This is a genomic window from Janibacter sp. LM (assembly GCF_039631275.1).
Classification (GTDB): Bacteria; Actinomycetota; Actinomycetes; order Actinomycetales; family Dermatophilaceae; genus Janibacter; species Janibacter terrae.
The window spans coordinates 1-25,646 of record NZ_JBDIVG010000033.1; the positions used below are offsets into that span (position 1 = coordinate 1).

Here is a 25,646-nt window from a genome sequence, read left to right on the forward strand (position 1 = left end):
CAGCGGCGTCGCTGTCATGATTCGATCATACGTTCGATGACGTGCGTCACACGAGACTGACACGCCGTGTGGACAACAACCTGCGATCGCGGGGTCTGTGGACCTGACCTGGGCCGCGCCACGCATGTGGTGGTGCGGCCGCGGCAACCGAACCGTCGGCCCAACCGGTATACCTCGTGGAGGAGGTGACCGACGTGCGCGAGCCAGAGGGTCTGCGCGAGTTCGTCGAGGCGAGCTCGCCCTCGCTGCTGCGCACGGCGCGTCGTCTCACCGGCGACGAGCACCTGGCCCACGACCTCGTCCAGGCGGCGTTGGCGCGGTGCTGGCCGAAGTGGGAGCAGATCCGCGACCGCTCGCCCGAGGCCTACGTGCGCACGACGATGGTGCGGCTGCAGGCGTCGTGGTGGCAGCGCCGATGGCGCGGCGAGGTGCCGACCGAGGTCCTCCCGGACGCCGGTTCGCCCGGTGGCGAGGAAGCCGTCGCCGACCGGGACCTGCTGGGTCGCGCGCTGCAGCACCTGCCGGTCGGGCAGCGCCAGGTCGTCGTGCTGCGCTACGTCGAGGACCGCTCCGTCGACGAGGTCGCGGCCCTGTGCGGGATCGCGCCCGGCACCGTCAAGAGCCAGTCGGCCAAGGGCCTGGCCGCGCTGCGCGTGCTCCTCGACGACGAGGGACGACCGGCCCACGACGACGAGGAGGTCGCGCGATGAGCGAGCACGAGCTGGAGGAGCGGCTGCGCCGATGGGGCGAAGGGGGGCCCTCCCACCGCGACGAGCCGGTCGCCTTCGCCGGGGTGCGGGCGCGCGTGCAGCGCCGTCGGCGACAGCGCCTGGTGGGCGTGGCCGCCGCGGCTGCTGTCACCGTCGCGGTGCCCCTGGGCTGGGCGGCCATCGCCGGCACCGGAGGGGCGTCGACCGCTCCTGCGACGGAGCTCGACCGGCCGGCGTGCCCGCAGAAGCTTCCGCAGGGCGCGGACGCGGAGCAGGTGGCGCGGATGCTGCCGTCGACGGTCAAAGCGGGGACGGGCCGGCTCGTGCCGGAGGGGGACGTCGTCGCGGTGACGGTGTGCCGATATGACAGCCCATACCGGGGCGAGGCCTTGGCGGGGCAGCGCGCGCTGGGCGGCGATCTGGAGGCGATGGTCGCCGACCTGCGTGAGGTTTCTCCGAGGCTGGGTGCGGCCCCGACGGGTTGTCTCACCCGAGGCTCCTCCGGGTCGCACCTCGTCAGGGTCGACTACGAGGGGGGATCTGCCTGGCTGGTGACCAAGGACGGCCGGTGTTGGGACACCGCACGGCTGGGGAAGATCGGCGTCGAGAGCTTCGACCCCGTGAATCCAGAGATCATGAAGGCCTACGACGACTCCACGTGGCCGGGCATGACGGTCACCGGGTGCGATGGGCGGTTGCCGATGAGGCGGGGCGCGGCCGACGAGCTCGTCCCGGGCGACCCCGTCGGCGCGGTGATCTGCCCGTGGCCGGGGGGCGGCACCCCTCGAGCTGTGCAGGACCTACCTGCACTCGTGACCGCGCTGCGCGCGGCGCCGATCAGCGCGGTCACCGACGCCGGGGCAAGGCCGGTGCCACCTGGCAGCGCTGTTTGCGGGTTCTCCGGGGACGAGCAGCGGGTCATCCTCCGGTACACAGCCGGGCCGGATCTCCAGATCATGGTCGATCCGGGGTGCCACACCAGCCTGTACACCCAAGGCATCGGGGCGCAGCTGACTCCAGAGCTGGCGACGATCCTCGGCATCGACATCGACTGAGACCGGGCTCAGCGACGCGGCATGAGCACCGTGTAGTCGAGGTCGAGCACGACCTCGGGCAAGTATTTGCCGTCCTCGCCCTTGTACGGGAAGTCCGCGCACGGGGTGTCCTTGGTCGCGACGGTGCGCAGGCGCAGCGCGCCGACGTCGGTGCGGCCGGGGATCTCGATGCGCTCGAGGACCTCGGACCAGGCGTAGACCGTGTCGCCGGCGAAGGTCGGGTTGGCGTGCGCGCCGGCGTTGATCGCGGCGATCATCTGCCCGTTGGCCAGGCCGTTGAAGGACAGGCCGCGGGCGAGGCTGATGATGTGGCCGCCGTAGACGAGCCGGCGCCCGATCCTGGACGCGGACTGGGCGTGCTGGTTGAAGTGGACCTTCGCGGTGTTCTGGTACAGCCGCGTCGCGAGCATGTGGTCCGACTCCTCGATGGTCATGCCGTCGATGTGGTCGATCCGCTCGCCGACCTCGTAGTCGTCCCAGACGAAGGGGGAGCCCGCCAGCTCGACGTCGTAGTCGCGCCCGGTGAGGTCGAAGGGGACGAGCAGGTCCTCCGCCGCGACCGCACCCGGCAGGTCGGGGACGACGGCCTCGGGGGCGGGGGAGGACGGGTCCTGCTTGTGGACCATGACCCAGCGGACGTAGTCGACGACCATCTCGTCGTGCTGATTGACGCCGACGGAGTTGACGTAGACGACGCCCGTCCTGCCGTTCGAGTTCTCCTTGAGCCCGATGACCGTCGAGGTCGTCGTCACCGTGTCACCGACGTGCAGCGGCGCCCCGAAGCGCCCGCCCGCGTAGCCGAGGTTGGCCACGGCGTTGAGCGAGATGTCGGGGACAGACTTGCCGAAGACGAGGTGGAAGGCGAGCAGGCTGTCCACGGGCATCCGCTCGAAGCCCATCGACTTCGCGAAGGTCGACGCGCTCGTCGCCGCGAAGCGCGAGCCGTAGAGACCTGTGTACAGCGCGATGTCGCCGTCGGTCACCGTCCGCGGCGTGGCGTGCCGGATCTGCTGACCGATCGAGAAGTCCTCGAAGTAGTTGCCGGGGACCGTCTTGGTGGACATGATCGGGGCCTTTCGGTCGACGAAGGGGGATGCTGCGGTCATCCTCCCCCTTCGTCCCGGGCCGCGACGGCCGGTCCGGCTGTTGGCCCGGCCACACCACTCAGCGGGCCTGGACGTCCTTGATCCAGGCCTCGATCTCGTCGGCGGCGTGCGGCCAGCCACCGGAGAGGTTCAGGTGGCCGTCCGGCGTGACGACGACATCGTCCTCGAGGCGCACGCCGATGCCCCGGAAGCGCTCGGGGACCTTGAGGTCGTCGGCCTTGAAGTAGAGGCCGGGCTCGACGGTCAGGACCATGCCGGGCAGCAGCTCGGCGTCCGAGTACTCCTCGCGGGTGGCGAGCGCGCAGTCGTGGACGTCGATGCCGAGGTGGTGGCTCGTGCCGTGGACCATCCACCGGCGGTGGTACTGGCCGTGCTCGGTGTCGAGGGTGTCCTCGACGGAGACACCCTCGGGGAGCAGGCCCCACGCGTGCAGGTGCTCGGCGATGACGCGGATGGACGCGGCGTGGATGTCGGAGAACTTCGCGCCGGGCCGGACCGCCGCGATGCCGGCCGCCTGGGCCACGACGACGGCCTCGTGGATCTCGCGCTGGGCGTCGGTGAAGGTGCCGCTCACCGGCAGCGTGCGGGTGATGTCGGCGGTGAAGAGCGAGTCCATCTCGACGCCGGCATCGAGGAGCAGGAGGTCGCCGTCCCGGACGTCGCCGTCGTTCTTGATCCAGTGGAGCGTGTTGGCGTGGTCACCGGCGGCGCAGATCGAGTCGTAGCCGACCCCGTTACCCTGGTGGCGGGCGTGCAGGCCGAACATCCCCTCGACCCACCGCTCCCCGCGCCCCCGCTCGGCGAGCGTCGGCAGCTCACGGATCACGGCCTCGAAGCCGACGCGGGTCGCGTCGACCGCGGCCTGCATCTGCTCGATCTCCCAGTCGTCCTTGACCATGCGCAGGTGCGACAGCGCGTGGGCGAGGGCGGCGTCGCCCTCGGCGAGCGTCTCCTGCTCCGCACCGCCCTGGGTGCGCACGGTGTCGAGGCGGGCGGTCAGGTCGCGATCGGCGTCGCGGACGAGGCGGACGGTGACCTGCCCGGCGTCCTTGCCGACGGCGTCCTCGAGCTGGTCGACGTGGCGACCGGTGAGGCCGAGCTCGTCCTCGACGTCCTCGATCGAGGGGCGCGCGCCGACCCAGAACTCGCCGTAGCGGCTGTCGGCGAAGAACTCGTCGGAGTCGCGGGGCGCGAGCGGACGGAAGTAGAGGACCGACTCGTGGCCGGCGTCGTCGTCGGGCCCCCCGAGGGGCTCCATGACCAGGACGGCGTCGGGCTCGCGGTCGGCACCCAGCCCGGTGAGGTGGGCGAAGGCGGAGTGCGGCCGGAAGACGTAGTCGCTGTCGTTGCTGCGGACCTTGAGCCCGCCCGCGGGGATGACGAGGCGCTCGCCGCGGTGGGCGGCGGAGACGGCCTCGCGACGCACGGCCGCGCGGGCAGCGGCCTCGGTCAGCCCGGCCCGGTCCTGCGAGCGCGGCGCCCAGTCCTCGGCGACGAAGGCCCGGAACTCGTCCGTCGTCGGCCGCTTGCGGTTCTCTGCCTGCTGCTGCTCCTCGCTCATCGGGACATCGTCTCACCACGCGCCACGCAGGACGAAGGGGACGGGGCGCGCCCCCTTCGCCCGCAGAAGTTCTACATGACTACTAGCGTCACGACATCGATGTGTGGCATGTTGGTCGACGACGAAGGGAGTCGACGATGACCACTGCCCTGGTGCTGGGCGGAGCCGGCGGGATCGGCGCCGCCGTGACCCGCCGCCTCGCGGCCGACCACGACGTGACGATCACCCACCACGGCCACCCCGAGCGCGCGGACGCGCTCGTCGCGGAGCTGGGGGAGCGGGTGCGCTCGATCGCAGCCGATGCGACGACCGAGGAGGGTGTGGTCGCCGCCTTCGACGCGGCGCAGGAGCGTGGTGAGCTCACCGTCGTCGTCGACTGCGTCGGCGGCTGGGACTACCCGCGGATCACCGAGCTGACCCGCGAGCAGATCGACGCCTCGCTCTCCCTCAACCTCGTCTCCGCCCTCCTCGTCCTGCGCGAGGCGACCGCCCGGGTGGCCGACGGCGGACGCATCGTCATGGTCTCCAGCGCCGCCGCCCGGGTCGCCCCGGCACGGCAGAGCACCTACGCCGCGGCCAAGGCGGGGCTCGAGGCCGCGAGCCGGGTCGCCGCGAAGGAGGTCGCCAGGCGCGGGGTGACGGTCAACGTCGTGCGCCCCGGCGCCACCGACACCGAGTACCTGCGCTCGATCACGAGTGACAAGGCCATCGACGCGATGGCCGCGAGCAACGCGATGCGCCGTCTCGGCACCCCCGAGGACATCGCGGGGGCGATCGCGCTCCTGCTCTCCCCGGACGCCGGGTGGATCACCGGCGACATCATCGACGCCACGGGAGGCCTGGCATGACCGACGGACACATCCCCGACCGGACCGGGGTGGTGGGCGGTGGCCAGATGGGCGCCGGCATCGTCCACGGGCTGCTGCTCGCCGGCAGCGAGGTCGTCCTGCTCGAGCGCGACGACGCGGCGGCGCAGGGGGCGGTGGCGCGGGTCCAGCGCTCCTGCGACAAGAGCGTCGAGCGGGGCAAGATCGCCGACGCGGCCGAGCCCATGGGGCGCCTCACGACGACGACCGATGCCGCCGACCTCGCCGGATGCGGCCTCGTCATCGAGGCCGTCCCCGAGGACGAGCAGCTCAAGCGCGACACCCTCCAGCGCGTCGAGGCGGTCATCGCCGACGACGCGGCGCTGGCCACCAACACCTCGAGCATCTCGCTCGACGCGCTGGCGACCTCCCTGCGCCACCCCGAGCGACTCCTCGGGCTGCACTTCTTCAACCCCGTGCCCGCGAGCCGTCTCGTCGAGATCGTCATCGCGACGGCGACCGACGAGGTCTGGCGCGAGCGGGCGGTCGAGTGGGTGCGCGAGGGCCTGGGCAAGACGCCGGTCGTCGTCGCGGACTCGCCGGGTTTCGCCAGCAGCCGTCTCGGTGTCGCGATCGGCCTCGAGGCGATCCGCATGCTCGAGGCCGGCGTCGCGTCGGCGGAGGACATCGACGCGGCCATGTCGCTCGGCTACGGCCACCCGATGGGCCCCCTTCGCCTCACCGACCTCGTCGGCCTCGACGTGCGTCTGGGCATCGCCCGCTACCTCGAGCGCGAGCTCGGTCCCCGATTCGCCCCGCCGCAGCTGCTCATCGACCTCGTCGAGCAGGGCCACCACGGCCGCAAGACCGGACGCGGCTTCTACGACTGGAACGACCCCAAGGAGCAGACAGCATGAGCGAGACCCTGCAGAGCCATGTCGCCGGCCGATGGGTCGCCGGCAGCGGTGAGGGCCGCGAGGTCCGTGACGCCGTGACCGGCGAGACCGTCACCCGGGTGACGAGCGAGGGCATCGACCTCGGCGCCGCCGTGGCCCACGCCAGGACGAAGGGGGGGCCCGCCCTGCGTGCGATGACCTTCCACGAGCGGGCCGCCGCGCTCAAGGCCGCCGCGGCCGCGGTGCAGGAGGGCAAGGACCGGCTCTACGAGCTGTCCGCCCGCGCCGGCTGCACGACCCGCGACGCGGCCGTCGACGTCGACGGCGGCATCGGTACCGCGATGGTCTACTCCTCGCTGGGCCGCAAGGGGCTGCCGGAGGGCACCGTCATCGTCGAGGACGACTTCATCCAGCTCGGCAAGGAGGGCGTCTTCGGCGGGCGGCACGTGCTGACGAGCCCGCACGGGATCTCGCTGCAGATCAACGCCTTCAACTTCCCGGTGTGGGGCATGCTCGAGAAGCTGGCGCCCGCACTCCTCGCCGGCGTGCCGACGATCGTCAAGCCCGCGACGCCGACGGCCTACATCGCCGTCGAGGCGGTGCGGATGATGGTCGAGTCCGGGGCGCTGCCCGAGGGGGCGCTGCAGGTCGTCGCCGGCTCGATCCCCGGGCTCTTCGACGAGCTCGGCGGCCAGGACCACATCGGCTTCACCGGCTCCGCCGACACGGCCGCGAGCCTGCGCGCGGATGCCGCGGTGACGCGTCGCTCCGCGCACTTCAACGCCGAGGCCGACAGCCTCAACGCCTCCGTCCTCGGCCCCGACGCGGCGCCGGGCGAGCCGGAGTTCGACCTCTTCGTCAAGGCGCTCGTCACCGAGATGACGGTCAAGGCGGGGCAGAAGTGCACGGCCATCCGCCGCGCCCTCGTCCCCGCCGAGCGGGTCGACGCCGTCGCGGAGGCCGTCGCGCAGCGGCTGGGCGGCATCGGCATCGGTGCGCCCGGTGCAGAGGGCGTCCGGATGGGCGCGCTCGTCGGCACCGCCCAGCGTGACGACGTGCGCGATGCCGCCCGTCGCATCGCCGGGGCCGGCACCGTCGTCTTCGGCGACGTCGACCGCGTCGACGTCATCGGCGCCGACGCCGAGCGGGGGGCCTTCATGTCGCCCGTCCTCGTGCGGGTGGACGACGCCGACCGCAGCGAGCCGCACGAGGTCGAGGCCTTCGGCCCGGTCAGCGCGCTCATGGGTTACCGCGACCCCGAGCACGCCGTCGCGCTGCTCGCCCGGGGCGAAGGGAGCCTCGCCGGCTCCGTCGTGTCGGCCGACGCCGACTTCGTGACCCAGGTGGTCACCGGTGCGGCCCCCTTCCACGGCCGCGTCCTGGTGCTCGACCGCGACAGCGCCCCGGAGTCCACCGGCCACGGCACGCCCATGCCGCAGCTCGTCCACGGCGGTCCCGGCCGCGCCGGCGGCGGCCAGGAGGAGGGCGGCCTGCGCGCCGTCCACGCCCACCTGCAGCGCACCGCCGTGCAGGGCAGCCCGGCCGTCCTGGGCCGGCTCGGCTGAGGCGCGGGGGACCCCCTTCGTCCCCCGCTCGGCGAAAAACGTTCGACAAACTCTTGTCGTACCGACAGATAGCCTGTAGAACATAAGTGACCTCGCAGTGACGCGACCCAAGGAGATGGCATGACGACCACCGACGACCGCATCGGCTCCGCTCCCGACCCCTCGGGGCCGACGAGCCCGATCGACTACAGCCAGCGGATCCCCAACAACGTCAACCTCAACGACAACCGTCGCCTGCAGCGCGCGCTCGAGGGCTGGCAGCCGAAGTTCCTCGACTGGTGGCGCAACCTCGGCCCCGAGCTGCCGACCAAGGACGTCTACCTGCGCACCGCGGTCGCGGTCGGCCGCGACGGCTGGGCGCACTTCGAGCACGTGCCGATGGAGGAGTACCGGTGGGGCATCTTCCTCGCCGAGGGCGACCCGGACCGCACGGTCAACTTCGGCAAGCACAAGGGGGAGAAGGCCTGGCAGGAGGTCCCCGGTGAGTACCGGGCCGACCTGATGCGCCTCATCGTCATCCAGGGCGACACCGAGCCGGCCTCCGTCGAGCAGCAGCGGGTCCTCGCCAACACGGCGCCCTCGATCTACGACATGCGCAACCTCTTCCAGGTCAACGTCGAGGAGGGCCGTCACCTCTGGGCGATGGTCTACCTGCTCCACGCGTACTTCGGTCGTGAGGGACGCGAGGAGGCCGAGCAGCTCCTCAAGCGCAACTCGGGTGACTACGACAACCCGCGCATCCTCGGTGCCTTCAACGAGGAGACCACCGACTGGCTGCAGTTCTTCATGTTCACGTACTTCACCGACCGGGACGGCAAGTACCAGCTCGGCACCCTCAAGGAGAGCGGCTTCGACCCGCTGGCCCGCACCTGCGAGTTCATGCTCAAGGAGGAGGCCCACCACATGTTCGTCGGCACCACCGGCGTGCAGCGCACGGTGGAGCGCACCGCCGAGGAGATGGCCAAGCACGGCACCGACGACGTGTGGGAGCACGGCGTCATCCCGCTGAGCGTCATCCAGAAGTACCTGAACTTCCAGTTCTCCGTCTCCATGGACCTCTTCGGGTCGGAGCAGTCGACCAACGCGGGCAACTACTACACCTCCGGCCTCAAGGGCCGCTGGCAGGAGACCCGCCGCAAGGACGACCACACGCTGCTCGACGGCGAGCGGGAGATGTCCTACGTCGAGGACGGCGAGATCCGCACCAAGACGGTCCCGATGATCTCGGCGCTCAACCTCGACCTGCGCGACGAGTACGTCGCCGACTGCGCCAACGGCGTCAACCGGTGGAACCAGGCGCTCGAGGACGCCGGTCTGGACGAGCGCCTGTATCTGCCGCACGAGGGCTTCCACCGCCAGGTCGGCGTCTACGCCGGTCACCACGTGAGCCCCGACGGCGAGGTGCTGGACGACGCGACGTGGGAGGCCCGCAAGGACGAGTGGATCCCGAGCGAGGAGGACCGCGCCAAGGTCGCCGGCCTCATGGTCCCGGAGTACGAGCTCGGCAAGTTCGCCAGCTGGATCGCCGAGCCCCCGACGGGCATCAACGGCCAGCCGGTCGAGTACGACTACGTCCACCTCTACGAGCAGGGACTGCGCGAGGAAGGCCTGTCGTGACCTCTCTGACCTGGGAGCACGAGGCCCGACCCGTCTGGGACGCGGACAAGGCGCGCATCGCCGCCTCCGCCCCGGACGGTGCCCTCGTCCTCGACTTCGCGGACGGGGCCGAGCTCCCGGGCGACTGGTTCGTCGCCCGGGACGGCGCCGAGGTCGTCGGCCTGGGCGTCCTGGACACCACGTGGGGCGGTGACGCCGAGATCACCCTGGCCGTCGACGCCGCACGCCAGGGGCAGGGCGTCGGCTCCTGGGTCATGGAGCACCTCGAGCAGGAGGCCCGCTCGCGCGGGATCAACTACGTCTACAACACCGTCCCCGACGCCCACCCGCAGCGCGACGACGTGCACGACTGGCTCCTCGTCCGCGGCTACCGCGGCAACGAGGGCGACGCGTCGCTGCGCAAGCGGGTCGGTGCCGTGGAGGAGGAGGCCACGGCCGCGCCACGGTCCGTGCCGGCCACGACGGCGCCGCCGGCCGACTCGCGTTCGCAGGGTGAGGAGGAGAGCGGCGACTACGTCGACGTGGAGAAGCACCGCTACTGAGACGGCGCAGTACGAGCGCAGGTGTCGATCACCCGCGCACCTGCGGGTCGAAGGTCACCTCGGGAGCCTTCGTCGCGGCATGTCGGCGAGCGGGCAGCGCTATCCGGTCGCGCAGCTCGAAGAAGATGTCGGCGGCTTCGACCCCACGCCAGTCATCGGGTAGCAGGTCTCTCGGAAGTCCCGGATCGAGGTACGGGAGTCTGCGCCAGCTGGTGAGCAGCCCGACGTAGTCGACGAAGGCCGTGGCGTCGTCCTGGGTCGAATCCCTCCACGCATCCAGGGTCGATCGGTACGTCCCCACGATCTCCGAGTGCATCAGGTTCAAGGTCTCCAGGTCCCACCAGCGAGCCACCTGCTCGGGCAACGGGCGGAAGCCCAGGTGCTCGGACCGGAAGAGGTCGAGGTACTCCGCCATGCCGGCCTCGTCGAGGGTCTCGCGGGTGAGACCCTCGACGTGAGCCGGCGCGATCCACGCGCCTGCCGAGACGGTGCCGAACCCCAGCTGGGTCAGCAGGCTGCGCAGCTTGTGTCGCTGGTCGCGCTCGGACTCGGGCACGCTGAAGACTGCGAGGAGCCACTGGTGGTCGCCCTCGGCTCGCGGCCGAGCGAAGATGCGCCGGTCCCCTTCGAGCAACACGTCGCGGGCCCGCTCGGAGAGTGTGTAGCCCGCGAGACCGTCCCACTTCTCGGGGACCAGGAGGCCGCGCTGCTTCAGCCGTGAGACTGCCGAGCGGACTGCCTGGCCGTCGACGCCCACCTCACCGAGCAGCTGGATCAACGACCGGACGCTCAGCCAGCCGCCGGTCTCTCGGGCGTAGAGACCGTAGAGGGTGAAGATCAGGGCGCGTGGGGGACTCGTCCCGAGGGTGCGCGTCACCTGCACCAGCCCCTACTCACCGGATCGGTCGGGCAGCTGGGCCACGCCCTGCACCTCCACGAGCGCCTCGACATCCCAGAGTCGGGCCACACCGATGCCAGCCATCGCGGGGTAGTGGGCTCCCACGAGACGCTTCCACACCCGACCGATGTCACGGGATCGTGCCTTGTAGTCGTCCATGTCGACGATGTAGACGGTCATCGACACGAGGTGCTCAGGTGTCCCGCCAGCGGCCTCCAGGGCGGCGAGGAGGTTGGTCAGGGCCCGCTCGAACTGCTCCACGACGTCGTCGCCGACGATCATCCCGTCCGCGTCGAGCGCGGTCTGGCCGGCGAGGTGGACCGTGGCCCCACCGGTCACGCGGACCGCGTGGGAGAACCCCGCGGCCGGCGCGAGGTGGGATGGGTTGATCCGCTCGGGACTCATGACTGGACTGCTCCTCCGTCGACGTTGATGCCTTGGGCGTTGATCGCGCCGTTGGCCACGCAGAGCGCCACGACGTCGGCGACTTCCTGGGCCGTCACCAGCCGCCTGATCGGCTGCTTGCGCTCCAGCAGCCGCCGGACCTCCTCCTGGGACCGGGCGCTCCGCTCGGCGATGTCGGCCACCGACTGGTCGGTCATCGGGGTGTCGACGTAGCCGGGGCACACCGCATTGACCGTCACCCCGGTGCTGGCGAGCTCGGCCGCGGCCGACCGGACGAGGCCGAGGACACCGTGCTTGCTGGCGGTGTAGGCCGCGACCTGCTTGTCGCCGACCTTGGCTGCGATCGAGGCGACCACGACGACCCGGCCCCACCCGCGCTCGAGCATGCCGGGCAGCGCTCGCCGCAGGCACCGGAAGGGTGCGGTGAGGTTCAGGTCGAGCATGCGCTGCCAGTCCTCGTCGGTGGTCTCGGCCAAGGGGGCGCCGATGCCGTTGCCGGCGCTGAGCACCAGTACCTCCACCGGCCCCCAGGTCTGCTCGACGGTCCGGTAGGCCGCGTCCAGCTGCTCGCTGTCGGTGACGTCGGTGGGCAGGACCAGCGATTCCCCGGGCAGGGTGGCCGCGGCGTGGGTCAGGGCTGCTTCGTTCCGGGCGAGCAGCGCGACCCGCATCCCGTCGCGAGAGAGCCGCTGGGCAGCCGCGAGGCCGATCCCCGTGCTGGCCCCGGTGACCAGGGCGACCCGGCCGCTGAGCGGCCTGGTGGTGGTCTCGACTGCGCCGTCGCTCATCAGCGTCCCGTCCACTGCGGGGGGCGACGTGCGTTGAAGGCGGCGTGGAACTCGGTGTGGTCCTGGGTGGTCATCAGCAGTGCCTGCGTCGAGGCATCGAGCTCGACGGCCGCAGCGAGGCTCATGTCGAGCTCCCGGGTGATCAGCGACTTGGTCTCGGCGTAGGCCAACGTCGGACCGTCGGCCAGGCGTCGGGACAGGTCCTGGACCGCGTCGTCGAGCTCGGGGTCCTCGACCAGCCGGCTGACCAGTCCGTACCGGTCTGCGGTCTCGGCATCGATGGTCTCGCCCAGCATGAGCAGCTCGGTGGCGCGGCCCGCGCCCACGGTCCGGGGGAGCAGGTAGGCGGCGCCCATGTCTCCTCCGGAGAGTCCGACCTTGGTGAACAGGAAGGCGAACTTGCCCGACCGGGCCACGACTCGGAAGTCGGCGGCCAGTGCCAGCACCGCACCCGCTCCGGCGGCGATGCCCTGGACGCCGACGACGATCGGGATCGGGCACTCTCGCATGGCCCTGATGACGTCGCCGGTCATCCGCGTGAACCCGATCAGGTCACGGGCGTCCATCTGGATGAGCTCGCCGATGATCTCGTTGACGTCCCCGCCGCCGCAGAAGCCCCTCCCTTCGCCACGGATGACGAGTACCGAAACGTCCTCACGGGTGGGCAGCTCGTGGAGCAGGTCGCGCAGGTCGGCGTAGCTCTCGAAGGTCAGCGCATTCATCTTCTCCGGACGGTCGAGGGTCACGGTGGCGACGCCGTCGGCGACCTCGAAGCGGAAGTGTCGCCACTCCTGGGTGAACTCGGCTGATGCGCGGAATCGGGTCATCGCGTGCTCCTCATGGGCGCTCGTCGGTGTGGGTGGTCCGAGCCTCTCGGACGAGAGCTCGGCCGATGATGGTGCGTTGGACCTCCGAGGCGCCTTCGTAGATCCGGGGCGCGCGGACCTCGCGGTAGAGGTGCTCCAGCAGATGGCCTCGCTGAAGGGCGCGGGCACCGTGCAGCTGCACTGCCTGGTCGACGACCCGCTGAGCGGATTCGGTGGCGTACAGCTTGGCCATGGCGGCCGCCTTGGTGACATCCGCGGCGGGGGCCCCTGAGTCGTAGGCGGAGGCCGCCGCGCGGACCAGCAGTCGCGAGGCCTGGACCTGCGTGGCCATCTCAGCGAGTGCGTGGGACACCGCCTGCTGCTCGTGCAGCGGGCCGCCGTGGACCTCACGCTCGATCGACCAGCGGACTGCGCTCTCCAGCGCTGCCTGGGCCATGCCGACGGCGAAGGCGCCGACGCTCGGGCGGAAGAGGTCGAGGGTGCGCATGGCTACCCGGAAGCCCGCGTCGACCTCGCCCAGCACGTCCGCACGCTCCACCCGGACACCGTCGAAGGTGAGCCGACCGATCGCGTGGGGTGTCAGCAGGTCGAGGTGCTCGCCCCCGAGACCTTCGGCGTCGCCCGACACCGCGAAGGCGGTGACCCCCCTGGCGCCTGCATCGGAGGTGGTCCGGGCGAAGACGGTGTAGACGTCGGCCTCTGGCGCGTTGGAGATCCAGGTCTTCTCCCCGAACAGCCGCCAGCCGTCGCCATCCGGCTGGGCGCGCAGCGCAAGGGCCGCGGCATCGGACCCTGCGCCCGGCTCGGAGAGGGCGAATCCGGCCACCACCTCGCCGGTGATGACACCGGGGAGCCAACGCTCGGCCGTCTCGCGGGCGCCGGACTGGAGGATCGGGTAGCTGCCGAGCCCCTGCAGGGCGAGGGCGGTCTCGGCCGCGGTGTCCACGCCGGCGAGGGTCTCGCGCAAGACGCACAGCTGCATCGCTGCCGCATCGTGCGGGGCTTCCTCCGGCTCGCCTCCGAAGAGACCGCGGAGGAGGCCGAGGTCACCGAGCCGGCGGAGCAGTCGTCGGTCCACATGTCCCTGCTCGCCCGGCTCGTGGCTCTGCCGGAGGTCGCGGCCGGAGAAGTGGGTGCGCGCGAGGTCGCGAACGCGGTCGGCGTACTCGTGCTGATCAGCAGTCAGACCGAAAGACGTCATGACGGCGACGCTATAACGCATTGACAACGACCGTCAACGTTCCAATACACTGAGTCCGATCACACGAAGGGACATCGCATGCGCATCGCTGTCGTCGGTGGCGGGCCGGGTGGGCTCTACTTCGCCCTGCTGGCCAAGCAGCTGGGGCCGGACCACGAGATCACCGTCTGGGAGCGCAATGCCGCCGATGACACCTTCGGGTTCGGCGTGGTCTTCTCCGACGAGACGCTGGGTGGCATCGAGCACGCCGACCCGGCGATCCACGAGGCGATGAAGGCCGAGTTCGCGCTCTGGGACGACATCGACGTCCACTACCGCGACGAGGTCATCACCAGTGGTGGGCACGGCTTCGCGGCGCTCTCCCGCAAGCGGCTGCTGCAGATCATGCAGGCGCGCGCAGCCGCGGTCGGTGTCGCCGTCCACTTCGAGACCGCGGCCCCCGACGTCGAGGAGCTGTCGCGCACCCACGACCTCGTGGTGGCCGCCGACGGACTCAACTCGCCGATCCGGGAACGTTACTCGGACACGTTCGGCCCGTCACGGGACGTGCGGGACTGCAAGTACATGTGGTTGGCGACCGACAAGGTCTTCGACGCCTTCAAGTTCTACATCCGCCAGACACCCCACGGGGTGATGCAGATCCACGGCTACCCCTTCGACGCCACCGGCAGCACGTTCATCGTGGAGATGAACTCGCGGGTGTGGGAGCGGGCGGGGTTCAGCCACGGCGACTTCGGGCCGGGCGAGTCCGACCTGGCCTCGATCGAACGGGTGCGCGAGCTCTTCGCCGAGGAGCTCGAGGGTCATCAGGTCATGTCCAACAACTCCAAGTGGATCACCTTCACCACGATCCGCAACGAGCAGTGGCGCCATCGCAACATCGTCCTGCTCGGCGATGCCGCCCACACCGCTCACTTCTCCATCGGGTCCGGCACCAAGCTGGCGATGGAGGACGCGCTCGCCCTCGCGGCCTGCCTGCACGAGCAGACCGACCTCGACGCGGCCCTGACGGCGTACGAGGCGGAGCGCAAGCCGGTGGTGCAGTCGACCCAACGAGCAGCGCAGGCGAGCCTGGAGTGGTTCGAGAACCTCGGGCAGTACACCCACCAGGAGCCGCTGCAGTTCGCGTTCAACATCCTCACCCGCAGCCGCCGGGTCACCCACGACAACCTTCGGGTGCGTGACCCGGAGTTCGTCCAGCGGCTGGACGAGTGGTTCGCCGAGCACGAGCAGCGGCGCGGCCACGGCTGCGGGGACCACCGGCCGCCGATGTTCCAGCCCTTCGTGCTCGGCGGGCCGGGCAAGGGCGAGCTCGAGCTGCCCAACCGCGTCGTCGTCTCACCGATGGACATGTACAAGGCCGTCGACGGGATGCCGACGGACTTCCACTTCGCGCACCTCACCGGCAAGGCGCTCGGTGGTGCGGGACTGGTCATGACCGAGATGGTCTGCGTGTCCCCGGAGGGGCGGATCACCCCCGGCTGCACCGGCTTGTGGACTGACGCGCAGGCTGCCCGGTGGCGCCGGATCACCGACTTCGTCCACGCAGAGACGCCGACGAAGGTGGGCCTGCAGCTCGGGCACTCGGGGGCCAAGGGGTCGACGAAGCTGATGTGGGAAGGGATCGACGAGCCGCTGGACGTCGGCAACTGGGACGTCGTCGCGGCCTCCCCGCTCGCCTACGACCCGGACCGCAACCAGGTCCCGCGCGAGCTCGACCGAGCGGGTATGGACGAGATCCGCCAGCAGTTCGTCTCGGCGGCCCGGCGCGGGGCCGAGGCCGGCTTCGATCTGCTGGAGCTGCACTGTGCGCACGGCTACCTGCTCTCCGGTTTCCTGTCGCCGTACACCAACCGGCGCACCGACGAGTACGGCGGCGAGGTCCACGGCCGGCTGCGCTTCCCCCTCGAGGTCTTCACCGCCATGCGCGAGACATGGCCCGAGGACCGGCCGATGACGGTGCGGATCTCGGCGACCGACTGGGTCGAGGGTGGGATCTCGACCGAGGACACGATCGCCGTTGCCGAGGCCTTCTCCGCCGCCGGCGCCGCAGCCATCGATGTCTCCACCGGCCAGGTCACCTCCGCTGAGAAGCCGGCCTTCGGCCGCTCGTACCAGACCCCCTACGCCGACGCGATCCGCAACCGAGTGGACATCCCCACCATCGCCGTCGGGGTGATCTCGTCGTGGGACGACGTCAACTCGCTCGTGCTGGCCGGGCGGACCGACCTGTGCGCCATCGGCCGAGCGCACCTCTACGACCCCAGCTGGACCCTGCATGCGGCCGTCGAGCAGGACTACGACGGCCCGGGGGCGAGCTGGCCGGACCCGTGGCGGGCCGGCCGCCGCAAGCCGCAGACCGGACGCTCCGACGGACCGAAGCCCCGTCTGGAGCTCGTCAGGCAGGGCGGTCCGGCGACCGCCCACCGCAGGTGGCGACCGTGACCTCCCGTCGCGCAGCCACACGCATCTCGCCACGTCCCTGCGAGTGAGGAGACCCCGTGCCCACGTCAACGACCCCGTCCCCGGAGACGCTGTCCCCGTCGGCCCACACCGACACCTTCTGCCGCGACAACCTGCCCGATCCTGCCGACTGGCCCGAGATCGTGCTCGGACCCGACACCAGCTACCCCGATCGGTTGAACTGCGCCACCGCCCTGCTGGACGACGTCATCCGAGAGCACGGTGGGGACCGTCCGTGCCTGCTCAGCCCCGATGGTGAGGAGTGGTCCTACGAGGAGCTGCGCACCACGGCCAAACCGGATCGCGAACCTGCTGGTCGAGGATCTCGGTCTCGTGCCCGGCAACCGGGTGCTGCTGCGCGGCCCGAACAACCCGTGGACGGTGGCCTGCTGGTTCGGCGTCCTCAAGGCCGGCGGTGTCGTCGTCGCCACGATGCCGTTGCTGCGCGCGGGAGAGCTCGCCGCCGTGGACGAGATCGCTCGGATCGACCTGTCACTGTGCGACCACCGGTTCCTCGACGAGCTGCAGGCGGCGGGGACTTCGGCGCCCGTCGTCGCCTACGGCGGGTCGTCGGCCGACGACCTGTGCCAGAGGATCGCCGAGGCATCCACCGAGCACGACGACGTGGTCACCGCTGCCGACGACGTCGCCCTGCTGGCCTTCACCTCCGGGACAACCGGCCGGCCGAAGGCCACGATGCACTTCCACCGCGACGTGCTGGCGATCGCCGACACCTTCTCGCGCCACGTGCTGCAGCCCACCCCCGAGGACCGGTTCACCGGGACACCCCCGATCGCCTTCACCTTCGGCCTCGGTGGGGCAGTGGTCTTCCCCCTGAGAGTCGGCGCGAGCACGCTGCTGGTGGAGAAGGCGACCCCGGCGGAGCTGGCGGGCCACATCGAGACCCACGGCGTCACGATCTGCTTCACGGCACCGACGGCCTACCGGGCGATGGTCTCCGGAGGGCACACCGGTTCGCTCGGTTCGCTGCGCCGGGCCGTGTCCGCGGGCGAGCACCTGGACGAGGCGACGTGGCGGACCTTCCACGAAGGCACGGGGATCCGCATCATCGACGGCATCGGGTCCACCGAGATGCTGCACGTCTTCATCGCGGCGGCCGACGACGACATCCATCCGGGCTCGACCGGTGTCGAGGTGCCGGGGTACACCGCCAGGGTCGTCGACGAGGACGGCCGGACGGTCCCCGACGGCACCCCCGGCCGGCTCGCCGTCAAGGGCCCGACCGGGTGCCGCTACCTGGCCGATCCCCGCCAGCAGGTGTACGTGGAGAACGGCTGGAACATCACCGGCGACACCTTTGTCCGCGACGACGAGGGGTACTTCTGGTACCGGGCCCGCAACGACGACATGATCATCTCCTCCGGGTACAACATCGCCGGACCCGAGGTGGAGGAGGCGGTGCTCTCGCACCCGGACGTCTCCGACTGCGCCGTGGTCGGGCAGGCCGACCCGAGCCGGGGCCAGCTGGTCGTCGCCTACGTCGTGCTCCGGGACGGGGCGCAGGCCGGCCCGGAGCTGGCTGCCGCCATCCAGGACCACGTCAAGAGCCGAATCGCTCCCTACAAGTACCCGCGCCGGGTGGAGTTCATCGACGCGCTGCCCCGCACGGCCACCGGCAAGGTGCAGCGGTACAGGTTGCGCGACCAGACCGCATGACGTGTCGCCCTCGTCGTGGCGGGGTTCGGGACCACCTCCACCCGCGGCGGGTCAGGTGCGTTCGCCGGCCGCGGTCTCCATGCGCTCCCACTCGCGCTGGGCGAGCCGGTGCCAGCGGTCCCGACGGGTGTGGAAGAGGGTCGCGGCCTGCGGTCCGGGCCAGTCCGGCGGGAGCAGCTCGGCCGGGAGGTCCGGGTCGACGAAGGGGAAGGCGCGCCAGGCCTGGATGAGCTCCACCTGCGCGACGAAGGCCGCGTCGTCGCCGGCGACCTCCCGCTCGCCGAAGTCGTCGGCGAAGTCCCGGTAGCGGGCGCGCACCTCGTCGAGGTCCCAGGCCGCGTCGATGAGCGCGGTCGGGTCGGTGCCGGCGGCCCGGCGGCCGACCCACGCGAAGGCCCGGTCGCCGAGGTCGAGGTCGGCGAGGGTGTGCTGGACCTCGGTCTCCTTGTCGGCGTCGGGGATGATCCACAGGCCCGGGGTCGGGCAGCCCAGGCCCAGCCAGGTCATCCGGGTGCGCAACCGGTGCCGCGTGCTGCGTTGCGACTCGGGGACGGCGGCGGCGACCACGAGCCACTGGCCGTCCCAGGCGCGCGGGCGACGCAGGAAGCCGTAGATCCGGTCGGTGCCCTCGGCGAGCAGGGCGCGTCCGTGCTCGGTCAGCTGCCACCGCACCCGGCGGCCGTGCCGTTCCGACTCGATGATCCCCTGGCTCGCCGTGCGGGCGATCGTCTGCCGCGCGGACTTCTCCTCGACGCCCAGGGCGCCGAGCGCGGACACGAGCGTGCCCGTCCACGCCGCCCCGTCGCGGGGGTGGACGAACTCGCCGAGGATCGTCAGCAGGAGCGAGCGAGCGCTTGCCGGGGTCGATCGATCGCCCACCTCGGTGGGGGCCTGCAGATTGGTCGTCACTCGTCCTCCTCGGGGTGAAGCAGACCTTAACCCAATTTGCTACGAAATTGTTTCGAGGCGCCTATTGACTGTAGAACAATTCCCCACCATTCTCGGTGTCACCGACGACGGGGTCGGATCCCACCGACCCGTCGTGCCCTCAATGACGAGACCGCACCCCTGGAGTCCCGATGCGCGCCACCCGTACCCTCCCGCTGGCCCTCACCATGACCTTCGCCCTCACCGCCTGCGGTGGGTCGGCCCTCTCCGGCGGAGGGGGTGACGAAGGCGGCGACGACGACAAGGTCAAGATCGCCCTCCTCGTGCCGCAGTCCGGCGTCTACGCGCCCCTCGGCAAGGACATGGAGGCCGGCTTCCGCCTCTATCTCGACGAGAACGACAACAAGCTCGGCGGCAAGGAGGTCGAGCTGACCGTCGTCGACGAGGGGTCCGGTCCCGAGGACGGCGTCCCCGCCGGCACCAAGCTGGCCCAGGACGAGTCCGTCGACGCCGTGGTCGGCATCGTCAACTCCGCCGTGGCGCTCGGCCTGACCGACTCCTTCACCGAGGCGAAGAAGCCGCTCATCATCACCAACGCCGGCGCCAACGACATCACCGGCAAGTCCTCCTCCCCGTACGTGTGGCGGACCAGCTTCTCCAACGGTGAGGTCAGCGAGGCCATCGGTGCCCACGTCGCCAAGGAGGTCGGTGACGGCAAGGTCTACCTCGTCGGTCCCGACTACGCGGCGGGCCAGGAGTTCCTCGCCAGCTTCAAGAAGTCCTTCGAGGGCGCGGGCGGCAAGGTCGCCGGGACCCAGATGACCCCCTTCGGCAAGACGACGAACTTCCAGCCGTACCTGCAGAAGGTCCGCAACGCCAAGCCCAAGGCGGTCTTCGCGTTCTACGCCGGCGCCGAGGCGGTCACCTTCGTCAAGCAGTACGACCAGCTCGGTCTGCACAAGGACATCCCCTTCTACGCCACCGGCTTCCTCACCGAGGGCGGCGCCCTCACGGCGCAGGGCAAGTCCGCGGAGGGCATCTTCACCTCGCTGCACTACTCCTCGGAGCTGGACAACCCGAAGAACAAGACCTTCGTCAAGGCCTACACCGCCGCCAACAAGGTGCCGCCGACGGTCTACGCGATGCAGACGTACGACGCCGGCGCCGTCCTGGACAAGGCGCTCGACAAGGGCACCAGCGGCGACCAGATCGTCGAGGGCCTGAAGGCGACCGGTGAGGTCGACAGCCCCCGCGGCCCGTGGTCCTTCTCCGACACGCAGGGCCCGGACCAGACCTACTACCTGCGCAAGGTCGAGAAGAAGGGTGACGCCTGGACCAATGTCATCGAGAGCGAGCTCACCAAGCCCTCTTCCTGACCCGTCCGCCCCACCCACTGCTGGGAGATCCACGTGACCGCACTGACGGCCAACTTCATCACCGACAACGGGGTGACGATGATCGACGGGCTCGCCACCGGCGTCCTGCTCTTCGTCATCGCCCTCGGGCTCTCGCTCGTCTTCGGCGTCATGGACGTGCTCAACCTCGCCCACGGAGCGATCTACCTCGTCGGCGCCTACGTCGCCGTCGCGCTGATCGGCGGGGGATCGACCATGACGCTGGTCGCCTTCGGCGGCGCCGTGCTGCTCGCGGCACTCATCGGCGGCATCGGCGGGTGGGGGCTGTCGGCGATGGTCCGACCGGTGGCCCACCGCGGCCACCTGGACCAGGCCCTGCTCACGCTGGGCATCGCGCTCGTCGTCTCCGACCTCGTCTCGATGCGGTTCGGCAACGACGTGCGCTCCATCCCGGCGCCGCAGGGCCTGGACGGGAGCGTGACGATCTTCGGGCAGTCCTACCCGCTCTACCGGTTGGTCGTCATCGTCGTCGGCGCCCTCCTGGCAGTGGCGGCGCTCTACGTCATCGAGCGCACCCGCGTCGGCTCGCTCGTGCGGGCCTCGGTCGTCGACCCCCAGATGGTCTCCGCCCTGGGGGTTGACACCAAGCGCCTCGTGACCGGCGTCTTCGCCGTCGGTGCGGCACTGGCCGCGGCCGGCGGCGTCATCGGCGGGCCGATCCTCTCGGCCTACCCGGGCCTGGACAACCGGATCCTGCTGCTCGGTCTCGTGGTCGTCGTCATCGGTGGCCTCGGCTCCGTGAGCGGGGCCCTCGTCGGGGCCCTCGTCATCGGCCAGATCGAGACCCTCGGCGTCTCGCTCCTGCCGGACCACGCGTCCTTCCTCGTCTTCGGCGCTATGGGCCTGGTCCTGCTCCTGCGACCCCAGGGCCTGCTCGGCACCAAGGAGGCGGCGGCATGAGGGACAAGCTCCCCGCGCTCCTCGCGGTCATCGTCGTCCTGCTCCTCGCGGCCGTCCCGCTGATCTTCCCGGCCGACACGGCCAACACGCTGAGCAGGGTGCTCGCGCTGGCTCTTCTTGCCGTGAGCCTGGACCTGCTCGTCGGGGTCTCCGGCATGCCCTCGCTCGGGCACGCGGCCCCCTTCGGCGTCGGTGCCTACACGGCCGCGCTCGTGGCCCGTGACATCGATGCCTTCGCCCCCGTGGCGCTGCTCGCGGCCGTGGTGACCGGAGGCGTCTTCGCCCTCGTCACCGGGGTGCTCATGGTCCGCACCAAGGGCACCTACTTCCTCATGCTCACCCTCGCGATCGCCGAGCTCGTGCACGTCCTCGCGCAGCGCTGGAGCGGCCTGACCGGCGGGACCAACGGGCTCTACGGGATCCCGTCGATCACCCTCGCCCCCGGCGGTGAGCCGGTGACGCTCGCCGGCGTCCGGTACTGGTGGGTGCTGCTCGTCTTCCTCGTCGGCTTCGCCGTCGTCTGGTGGACGTCGCGCTCGACCCTGGGTCGCTCCCTTCGCGGCCTGCGGGACAACGAGGAGCGGATGGGCTCGCTCGGCTACTCCACCTTCCGGCTCAAGCTCGTCGTCTACGGCATCGCCGGGGCGGTCGCGGGCGCGGCCGGGTCCCTGTGGGTCGCGCAGAACCGCTTCGTCTCCCCGGAGGACCTCGCCTTCGAGGTCTCGGCCATGGCGCTGCTCGCGGTCGTCGTCGGCGGCCGCGGCCGCCTCTGGGGCGCCGTGCTCGGCGCGGCCCTGGTGACGATCGTGCGCGACGACATCGGCGCCTCCCTCGGGGGTCGCGGACCGCTGCTGCTCGGTCTCGTCTTCATCGCCGTCGTCTACCTCCTGCCGCACGGTTTCGCCGGCACCAGCTGGCGCCGGCTGCTCGTCCGACGATTCCAGGAGAAGAAGGCATGACCGTGCCGACCACCGATGTCCCGGCCCTCTCCCTGCGCGGCGTCACGAAGAAGTACGGCGCGCTCGTCGCCGTCGACGACGTGAGCCTCGACGTGGCGAAGGGGGGACGCCACGCCCTCATCGGCCCCAACGGAGCCGGCAAGTCGACCCTCTTCAACCTCGTGGCCGGCGGGCTGCCCGTCACCTCCGGCCAGGTCCTCCTCGCCGGGGAGGACGTCACCCGCCGCTCCGCGGCCTGGCGGGCGCGCCGCGGGCTGGGCAAGACCTTCCAGCACAGCTCGCTCTTCCTGTCGATGAACCCGCTCGACAACGTCGCCCTCGCGGCCCAGCGGGTCGCCGGCAAGGGGATGTCGTGGCTGACCTCGTCCCACCGACGCAACAGCGAGATCGACGATCTCGCCGAGCAGTGCGTCGCCGACGTCGGGCTCGCCGACCGGTCGCACATCATGACCGGCAACCTCAGCCACGGCGAGCGACGCCAGCTCGAGGTCGCGGTGGCCCTGGCCACGCGGCCGCAGCTGCTCCTGCTCGACGAGCCGGCCGCCGGCATGTCGCCCGCGGAGAGCCAGCGCTTCGCCGAGCTGGTCCACTCGCTGCCCGAAGACCTGACGGTCGTCATCATCGAGCACGACCTCGAGCTCGTCTTCCGGCTCGCCGACCGGGTGAGCGTGCTGCACCTCGGCGCACTCATCGCCGACGGCCCCGCGGACGAGGTGCGCGAGGACCCCACCGTCCAGCAGGCCTACCTGGGGGAGGACTCCCTCGAGGAGCTCTTCCACGAGGCACCGACCACCGAGGAGGCGGCCCGATGAGCGGCACCGGAGCAGACCTGAGGATCGCGGGCGTCGAGTCCGGCTACGGGGGCAGCACCGTCCTCACCGGGGTCGACCTGCACGTGGCGGCCGGCGAGACCGTGGCGCTGCTCGGGCGCAACGGCGTGGGCAAGACGACCCTCATGTCGACGATCATGGGGTTCGTCCCGACCCTCGCCGGCAGCATCCACGTCGGCGACGAGGACATCACCCGGATGCCGACGCACCGCAGGGCGGGTGTCGGGCTGGCGATCGTGCCCCAGGGGCGGCGGGTCTTCGCGCCGCTCACGGTGCACAACAACCTGCGCATCGCCGAGGGCAAGCACTCGGGGGAGTGGACGCTCGAGCGCGTCTACGAGCTCATGCCGCGGCTGCGCGAGCGACGCGGCAACCGGGGCGACCAGCTCTCCGGCGGCGAGCAGCAGATGCTCGCGATCGGGCGGGCGCTGCTGCTCGGCCCACGCGTGCTCCTGCTCGACGAGCCCTCCGACGGGCTCGCGCCGGCCATCGTGCAGCAGGTCATGGGCATCGTCTCCGAGCTCGCCCAGGAGGGCATCACGGTCCTCGTCGTCGAGCAGGACCTGCGTGCGGCCTTCTCCGTCGCCGACCGCGTCGTCGTCATGGAGAAGGGCCGCATCGTCCACGACAGCACCACCCACGAGTTCCGCGGGGACGCGGCGCGGGCGCGGCGGCTGCTCGGCGTCGGGTGAAAAAAGTGCTACACGCTCTTGACGTAGCGTGGGTGCGATGTAGAAGATAGGGACGTACCCCGACGTCGTGGTTCCTTCCGCGACGTCCGATCGGCACCGACGGAAGGTTTGACCGTGAGCGAGACCACCATCGACCAGGCCGCGGCCCCCGGGACGAGCGCGGAGCCCGCGTCCGCCCCGCCGGTCGTCGAGTTCCGCACCTCCCCGGAGCGCTACCGCCACTTCACCGTGGAGTACGACGGCGACGTCGCCACGGTGAAGCTGGCCGTCGACGAGCAGGGCGGCCTCGTCCCCGGCTACGAGCTGAAGATGAACAGCTACGACCTGGGCGTCGACATCGAGCTCTACGACGTCGTCCAGCGGATGCGCTTCGAGCACCCGGAGGTCAAGGCGGTCGTCATGACCGGTGGCCTGGAGCGGATGTTCTGCGCCGGCGCCAACATCCGGATGCTCGCGGCCTCGCCGCACAGCTGGAAGGTGAACTTCTGCAAGTTCACCAACGAGACCCGCAACGGCATCGAGGACGCGACCGCCAGCTCCGGCCAGAAGTGGATCGCGGCCCTCAACGGCACCGCGGCCGGTGGCGGCTACGAGCTCGCCCTGGCCTGCGACGACATCGTCCTCGTCGACGACAACAGCTCGACGGTCTCCCTGCCCGAGGTCCCGCTCCTGGGCGTCCTCCCCGGCACCGGCGGCTTGACCCGGGTCGTGGACAAGCGGCACGTGCGCAAGGACCGCGCCGACCTCTTCGCGACGAAGTCCGAGGGCTACCGCGGCAGCACCGCCGTCGAGTGGGGCCTCATCGACGCGACGATCCCGCGCGGTGCCTGGGACGAGGAGATCAGCAAGCGGGCCCACGCCGCGGCCGCCGAGTCCACCCGTGGTGGGCAGGCGGGCGAGGGTGTCGAGCTCCCCGAGCTGGAGCGCACGATCGACGGCGACGTCATCTCCTACAGCCACGTCGCCGCGACCCTGGACCGCGCCGGCCGACGGGTCGACATCACCGTCTCCGCACCGACCGAGGCGCCGCCGGCGGACGCCGAGGCCGCCCGGGCGCAGGGGGTCGACTACTACCCGCTCGCCCTGGCCCGCGAGCTCGACGACCTCATCCTGCACCTGCGCACCAACGAGCTGCAGCTGGGCACCTGGGTCCTGCGCACGAGCGGTGACCAGGAGCTCGTCCTCGCCCACGACGCCAAGCTCGACGAGTGGTCCGAGCACTGGTTCGTCAACGAGGTGGTGCACTACCTCAAGCGCACGCTGAAGCGTCTCGACGTCACCTCGCGCAGCCTCATCGCGGTCATCGAGCCCGGCTCGGCCTTCGTCGGCACGCTCCTGGAGCTCGCGCTCGCCGCGGACCGCCAGTACATGCTCGAGGGTGTCTACGAGGACGTCGACCCCGACGCGACCCCGGCGACCATCCGCCTGACCGACGTCAACGACGGCCGCTACCCGATGGGCAACGGGCTCACCCGCCTCGAGTCGCGCTTCTTCGGTCGCGAGCAGGACCTCGAGACCGCGCGCGCCGCCAAGGGCACCGACCTCGACGCCGCCGCCGCCGACGCCGCCGGGCTCGTCACCACCGCCCTCGACGACATCGACTTCGAGGACGAGCTGCGCATCGTCCTCGAGGAGCGGGCCGCCCTCAGCCCCGACGCCCTGACCGGCATGGAGGCCAACCACCGCTTCGTCGGCCCCGAGACGATGGAGACCAAGATCTTCGGTCGGCTCACCGCCTGGCAGAACTGGATCTTCATCCGCCCCAACGCCTCCGGCCCGGAAGGCGCCCTGCGGCGCTACGGGTCCGGCCAAAAGGGCGAGTACAACCTGGAGAGGGTCTGAGGC

Annotated in this window: 23 protein-coding genes; 15 read left to right on the plus strand and 8 right to left on the minus strand. The window is 71.0% G+C overall.

Translation table 11 applies throughout. The features are described from left to right. Positions 1-194: 194 nt before the first annotated feature. Positions 195-710, plus strand: coding sequence for a SigE family RNA polymerase sigma factor (locus tag ABC138_RS15305; protein ID WP_345914228.1), 516 nt, complete (start codon positions 195-197; stop codon positions 708-710). Further along, the gene (locus tag ABC138_RS15310; protein ID WP_345914229.1) at positions 707-1,765 is read left to right on the plus strand and encodes a hypothetical protein; all 1,059 of its coding nucleotides are present in this window, start codon (positions 707-709) and stop codon (positions 1,763-1,765) included. Before ABC138_RS15305 ends, ABC138_RS15310 begins: the two co-directional genes overlap by 4 nt. An 8-nt stretch (positions 1,766-1,773) precedes the next feature. Here ABC138_RS15310 and ABC138_RS15315 read toward each other — a convergent pair whose 3' ends face one another. After that, entirely contained in the window at positions 1,774-2,871 is a 1,098-nt protein-coding gene (locus tag ABC138_RS15315; RefSeq protein WP_345914230.1) for a MaoC family dehydratase, read from the minus strand. Positions 2,872-2,929: 58 nt separating this feature from the next. Then, positions 2,930-4,432 carry an aminopeptidase P family protein gene (locus ABC138_RS15320; protein ID WP_345914231.1) on the minus strand — a complete coding sequence of 501 codons (1,503 nt, stop codon included), beginning with the start codon at positions 4,430-4,432 and terminating at the stop codon, positions 2,930-2,932. A gap of 137 nt (positions 4,433-4,569) precedes the next feature. Between ABC138_RS15320 and ABC138_RS15325 the strand changes: the two genes are divergently transcribed. The 5 genes from ABC138_RS15325 to ABC138_RS15345 all read left to right on the plus strand — a co-directional run bounded on the left by ABC138_RS15325 (position 4,570) and on the right by ABC138_RS15345 (position 9,858). After that, on the plus strand, positions 4,570-5,280 hold the full coding sequence (locus tag ABC138_RS15325) for an SDR family oxidoreductase (RefSeq protein WP_338538572.1): 711 nt from the start codon (positions 4,570-4,572) through the stop codon (positions 5,278-5,280). After that, positions 5,277-6,155, plus strand: coding sequence for a 3-hydroxyacyl-CoA dehydrogenase family protein (locus tag ABC138_RS15330; protein ID WP_068325694.1), 879 nt, complete (start codon positions 5,277-5,279; stop codon positions 6,153-6,155). The genes ABC138_RS15325 and ABC138_RS15330 overlap by 4 nt, the downstream gene beginning before the upstream one ends. Beyond that, positions 6,152-7,699: a phenylacetic acid degradation bifunctional protein PaaZ gene (paaZ, locus tag ABC138_RS15335; protein WP_345914232.1), complete on the plus strand. Its 1,548-nt coding sequence runs from the start codon at positions 6,152-6,154 to the stop codon at positions 7,697-7,699. Before ABC138_RS15330 ends, paaZ begins: the two co-directional genes overlap by 4 nt. A 120-nt stretch (positions 7,700-7,819) precedes the next feature. Continuing rightward, positions 7,820-9,316 (plus strand): benzoyl-CoA 2,3-epoxidase subunit BoxB, encoded by a 1,497-nt coding sequence (gene boxB, locus ABC138_RS15340; RefSeq protein WP_345914233.1) that lies wholly within the window; start codon positions 7,820-7,822, stop codon positions 9,314-9,316. Then, entirely contained in the window at positions 9,313-9,858 is a 546-nt protein-coding gene (locus ABC138_RS15345) for a GNAT family N-acetyltransferase (protein ID WP_068325688.1), read from the plus strand. The genes boxB and ABC138_RS15345 overlap by 4 nt, the downstream gene beginning before the upstream one ends. 28 nt (positions 9,859-9,886) lie before the next feature. Here the strand turns inward: ABC138_RS15345 and ABC138_RS15350 are convergent, their stop codons facing one another. Genes ABC138_RS15350 through ABC138_RS15370 form a run of 5 tightly spaced genes read right to left on the minus strand, consistent with a single transcriptional unit; the run spans position 9,887 to position 13,977 of the window. Continuing rightward, positions 9,887-10,735: a PaaX family transcriptional regulator C-terminal domain-containing protein gene (locus ABC138_RS15350; protein WP_338538569.1), complete on the minus strand. Its 849-nt coding sequence runs from the start codon at positions 10,733-10,735 to the stop codon at positions 9,887-9,889. A 12-nt stretch (positions 10,736-10,747) separates the two neighbouring features. Beyond that, complete coding sequence (locus ABC138_RS15355; protein WP_068325684.1) at positions 10,748-11,161, minus strand: RidA family protein; 414 nt, start codon at positions 11,159-11,161, stop codon at positions 10,748-10,750. Then, positions 11,158-11,949 carry an SDR family NAD(P)-dependent oxidoreductase gene (locus ABC138_RS15360; RefSeq protein WP_345914234.1) on the minus strand — a complete coding sequence of 264 codons (792 nt, stop codon included), beginning with the start codon at positions 11,947-11,949 and terminating at the stop codon, positions 11,158-11,160. The genes ABC138_RS15355 and ABC138_RS15360 overlap by 4 nt, the downstream gene beginning before the upstream one ends. Next, positions 11,949-12,776: an enoyl-CoA hydratase family protein gene (locus tag ABC138_RS15365; protein ID WP_345914235.1), complete on the minus strand. Its 828-nt coding sequence runs from the start codon at positions 12,774-12,776 to the stop codon at positions 11,949-11,951. The genes ABC138_RS15360 and ABC138_RS15365 overlap by 1 nt, the downstream gene beginning before the upstream one ends. Positions 12,777-12,786: 10 nt before the next feature. Further along, complete coding sequence (locus ABC138_RS15370) at positions 12,787-13,977, minus strand: acyl-CoA dehydrogenase family protein (protein WP_068325680.1); 1,191 nt, start codon at positions 13,975-13,977, stop codon at positions 12,787-12,789. Positions 13,978-14,055: 78 nt separating this feature from the next. Between ABC138_RS15370 and ABC138_RS15375 the strand changes: the two genes are divergently transcribed. Both ABC138_RS15375 and ABC138_RS15380 read left to right on the plus strand, forming a co-directional pair. Next, positions 14,056-16,422, plus strand: a complete 2,367-nt coding sequence (locus tag ABC138_RS15375) for a bifunctional salicylyl-CoA 5-hydroxylase/oxidoreductase (protein WP_345914236.1) — start codon at positions 14,056-14,058, stop codon at positions 16,420-16,422. A 351-nt stretch (positions 16,423-16,773) separates the two neighbouring features. Then, positions 16,774-18,117, plus strand: a complete 1,344-nt coding sequence (locus ABC138_RS15380; RefSeq protein ID WP_345914237.1) for an AMP-binding protein — start codon at positions 16,774-16,776, stop codon at positions 18,115-18,117. Between the two features lie 51 nt (positions 18,118-18,168). On the opposite strand, the gene ABC138_RS15385 is transcribed toward ABC138_RS15380, so the two are convergent. Next, positions 18,169-19,026: a PaaX family transcriptional regulator C-terminal domain-containing protein gene (locus ABC138_RS15385; RefSeq protein WP_211596776.1), complete on the minus strand. Its 858-nt coding sequence runs from the start codon at positions 19,024-19,026 to the stop codon at positions 18,169-18,171. 170 nt (positions 19,027-19,196) lie between these two features. On the opposite strand from ABC138_RS15385, the gene ABC138_RS15390 reads away from it, so the two are divergent. The 6 genes from ABC138_RS15390 to boxC all read left to right on the plus strand — a co-directional run bounded on the left by ABC138_RS15390 (position 19,197) and on the right by boxC (position 25,643). After that, the gene (locus ABC138_RS15390) at positions 19,197-20,381 is read left to right on the plus strand and encodes an ABC transporter substrate-binding protein (RefSeq protein WP_068325674.1); all 1,185 of its coding nucleotides are present in this window, start codon (positions 19,197-19,199) and stop codon (positions 20,379-20,381) included. Positions 20,382-20,414: 33 nt separating this feature from the next. Next, positions 20,415-21,320 carry a branched-chain amino acid ABC transporter permease gene (locus ABC138_RS15395; RefSeq protein WP_068325672.1) on the plus strand — a complete coding sequence of 302 codons (906 nt, stop codon included), beginning with the start codon at positions 20,415-20,417 and terminating at the stop codon, positions 21,318-21,320. Continuing rightward, positions 21,317-22,279 (plus strand): branched-chain amino acid ABC transporter permease, encoded by a 963-nt coding sequence (locus ABC138_RS15400; RefSeq protein ID WP_068325670.1) that lies wholly within the window; start codon positions 21,317-21,319, stop codon positions 22,277-22,279. The genes ABC138_RS15395 and ABC138_RS15400 overlap by 4 nt, the downstream gene beginning before the upstream one ends. Further along, positions 22,276-23,091, plus strand: a complete 816-nt coding sequence (locus tag ABC138_RS15405; RefSeq protein ID WP_338538564.1) for an ABC transporter ATP-binding protein — start codon at positions 22,276-22,278, stop codon at positions 23,089-23,091. Before ABC138_RS15400 ends, ABC138_RS15405 begins: the two co-directional genes overlap by 4 nt. Continuing rightward, positions 23,088-23,801: an ABC transporter ATP-binding protein gene (locus tag ABC138_RS15410; RefSeq protein WP_068325665.1), complete on the plus strand. Its 714-nt coding sequence runs from the start codon at positions 23,088-23,090 to the stop codon at positions 23,799-23,801. The genes ABC138_RS15405 and ABC138_RS15410 overlap by 4 nt, the downstream gene beginning before the upstream one ends. Before the next feature lie 114 nt (positions 23,802-23,915). Next, a complete protein-coding gene (gene boxC, locus ABC138_RS15415; protein ID WP_082817071.1) occupies positions 23,916-25,643 on the plus strand; it encodes a 2,3-epoxybenzoyl-CoA dihydrolase in 1,728 nt (575 codons plus the stop codon). Positions 25,644-25,646 lie beyond the last annotated feature (3 nt).

Excerpts from the sequence above, each read along its gene's own strand:
- ABC138_RS15310 (WP_345914229.1), top strand. The coding sequence starts at position 707 with ATGAGCGAGCACGAGCTGGAGGAGCGGCTGCGCCGATGGGGCGAAGGG.
- ABC138_RS15315 (WP_345914230.1), bottom strand. The coding sequence starts at position 2,871 with ATGACCGCAGCATCCCCCTTCGTCGACCGAAAGGCCCCGATCATGTCC.
- ABC138_RS15320 (WP_345914231.1), bottom strand. The coding sequence starts at position 4,432 with ATGAGCGAGGAGCAGCAGCAGGCAGAGAACCGCAAGCGGCCGACGACG.
- ABC138_RS15325 (WP_338538572.1), top strand. The coding sequence starts at position 4,570 with ATGACCACTGCCCTGGTGCTGGGCGGAGCCGGCGGGATCGGCGCCGCC.
- ABC138_RS15330 (WP_068325694.1), top strand. The coding sequence starts at position 5,277 with ATGACCGACGGACACATCCCCGACCGGACCGGGGTGGTGGGCGGTGGC.
- paaZ (WP_345914232.1), top strand. The coding sequence starts at position 6,152 with ATGAGCGAGACCCTGCAGAGCCATGTCGCCGGCCGATGGGTCGCCGGC.
- boxB (WP_345914233.1), top strand. The coding sequence starts at position 7,820 with ATGACGACCACCGACGACCGCATCGGCTCCGCTCCCGACCCCTCGGGG.
- ABC138_RS15355 (WP_068325684.1), bottom strand. The coding sequence starts at position 11,161 with ATGAGTCCCGAGCGGATCAACCCATCCCACCTCGCGCCGGCCGCGGGG.
- ABC138_RS15360 (WP_345914234.1), bottom strand. The coding sequence starts at position 11,949 with ATGAGCGACGGCGCAGTCGAGACCACCACCAGGCCGCTCAGCGGCCGG.
- ABC138_RS15365 (WP_345914235.1), bottom strand. The coding sequence starts at position 12,776 with ATGACCCGATTCCGCGCATCAGCCGAGTTCACCCAGGAGTGGCGACAC.
- ABC138_RS15370 (WP_068325680.1), bottom strand. The coding sequence starts at position 13,977 with ATGACGTCTTTCGGTCTGACTGCTGATCAGCACGAGTACGCCGACCGC.
- ABC138_RS15375 (WP_345914236.1), top strand. The coding sequence starts at position 14,056 with ATGCGCATCGCTGTCGTCGGTGGCGGGCCGGGTGGGCTCTACTTCGCC.
- ABC138_RS15390 (WP_068325674.1), top strand. The coding sequence starts at position 19,197 with ATGCGCGCCACCCGTACCCTCCCGCTGGCCCTCACCATGACCTTCGCC.
- ABC138_RS15400 (WP_068325670.1), top strand. The coding sequence starts at position 21,317 with ATGAGGGACAAGCTCCCCGCGCTCCTCGCGGTCATCGTCGTCCTGCTC.
- ABC138_RS15405 (WP_338538564.1), top strand. The coding sequence starts at position 22,276 with ATGACCGTGCCGACCACCGATGTCCCGGCCCTCTCCCTGCGCGGCGTC.
- ABC138_RS15410 (WP_068325665.1), top strand. The coding sequence starts at position 23,088 with ATGAGCGGCACCGGAGCAGACCTGAGGATCGCGGGCGTCGAGTCCGGC.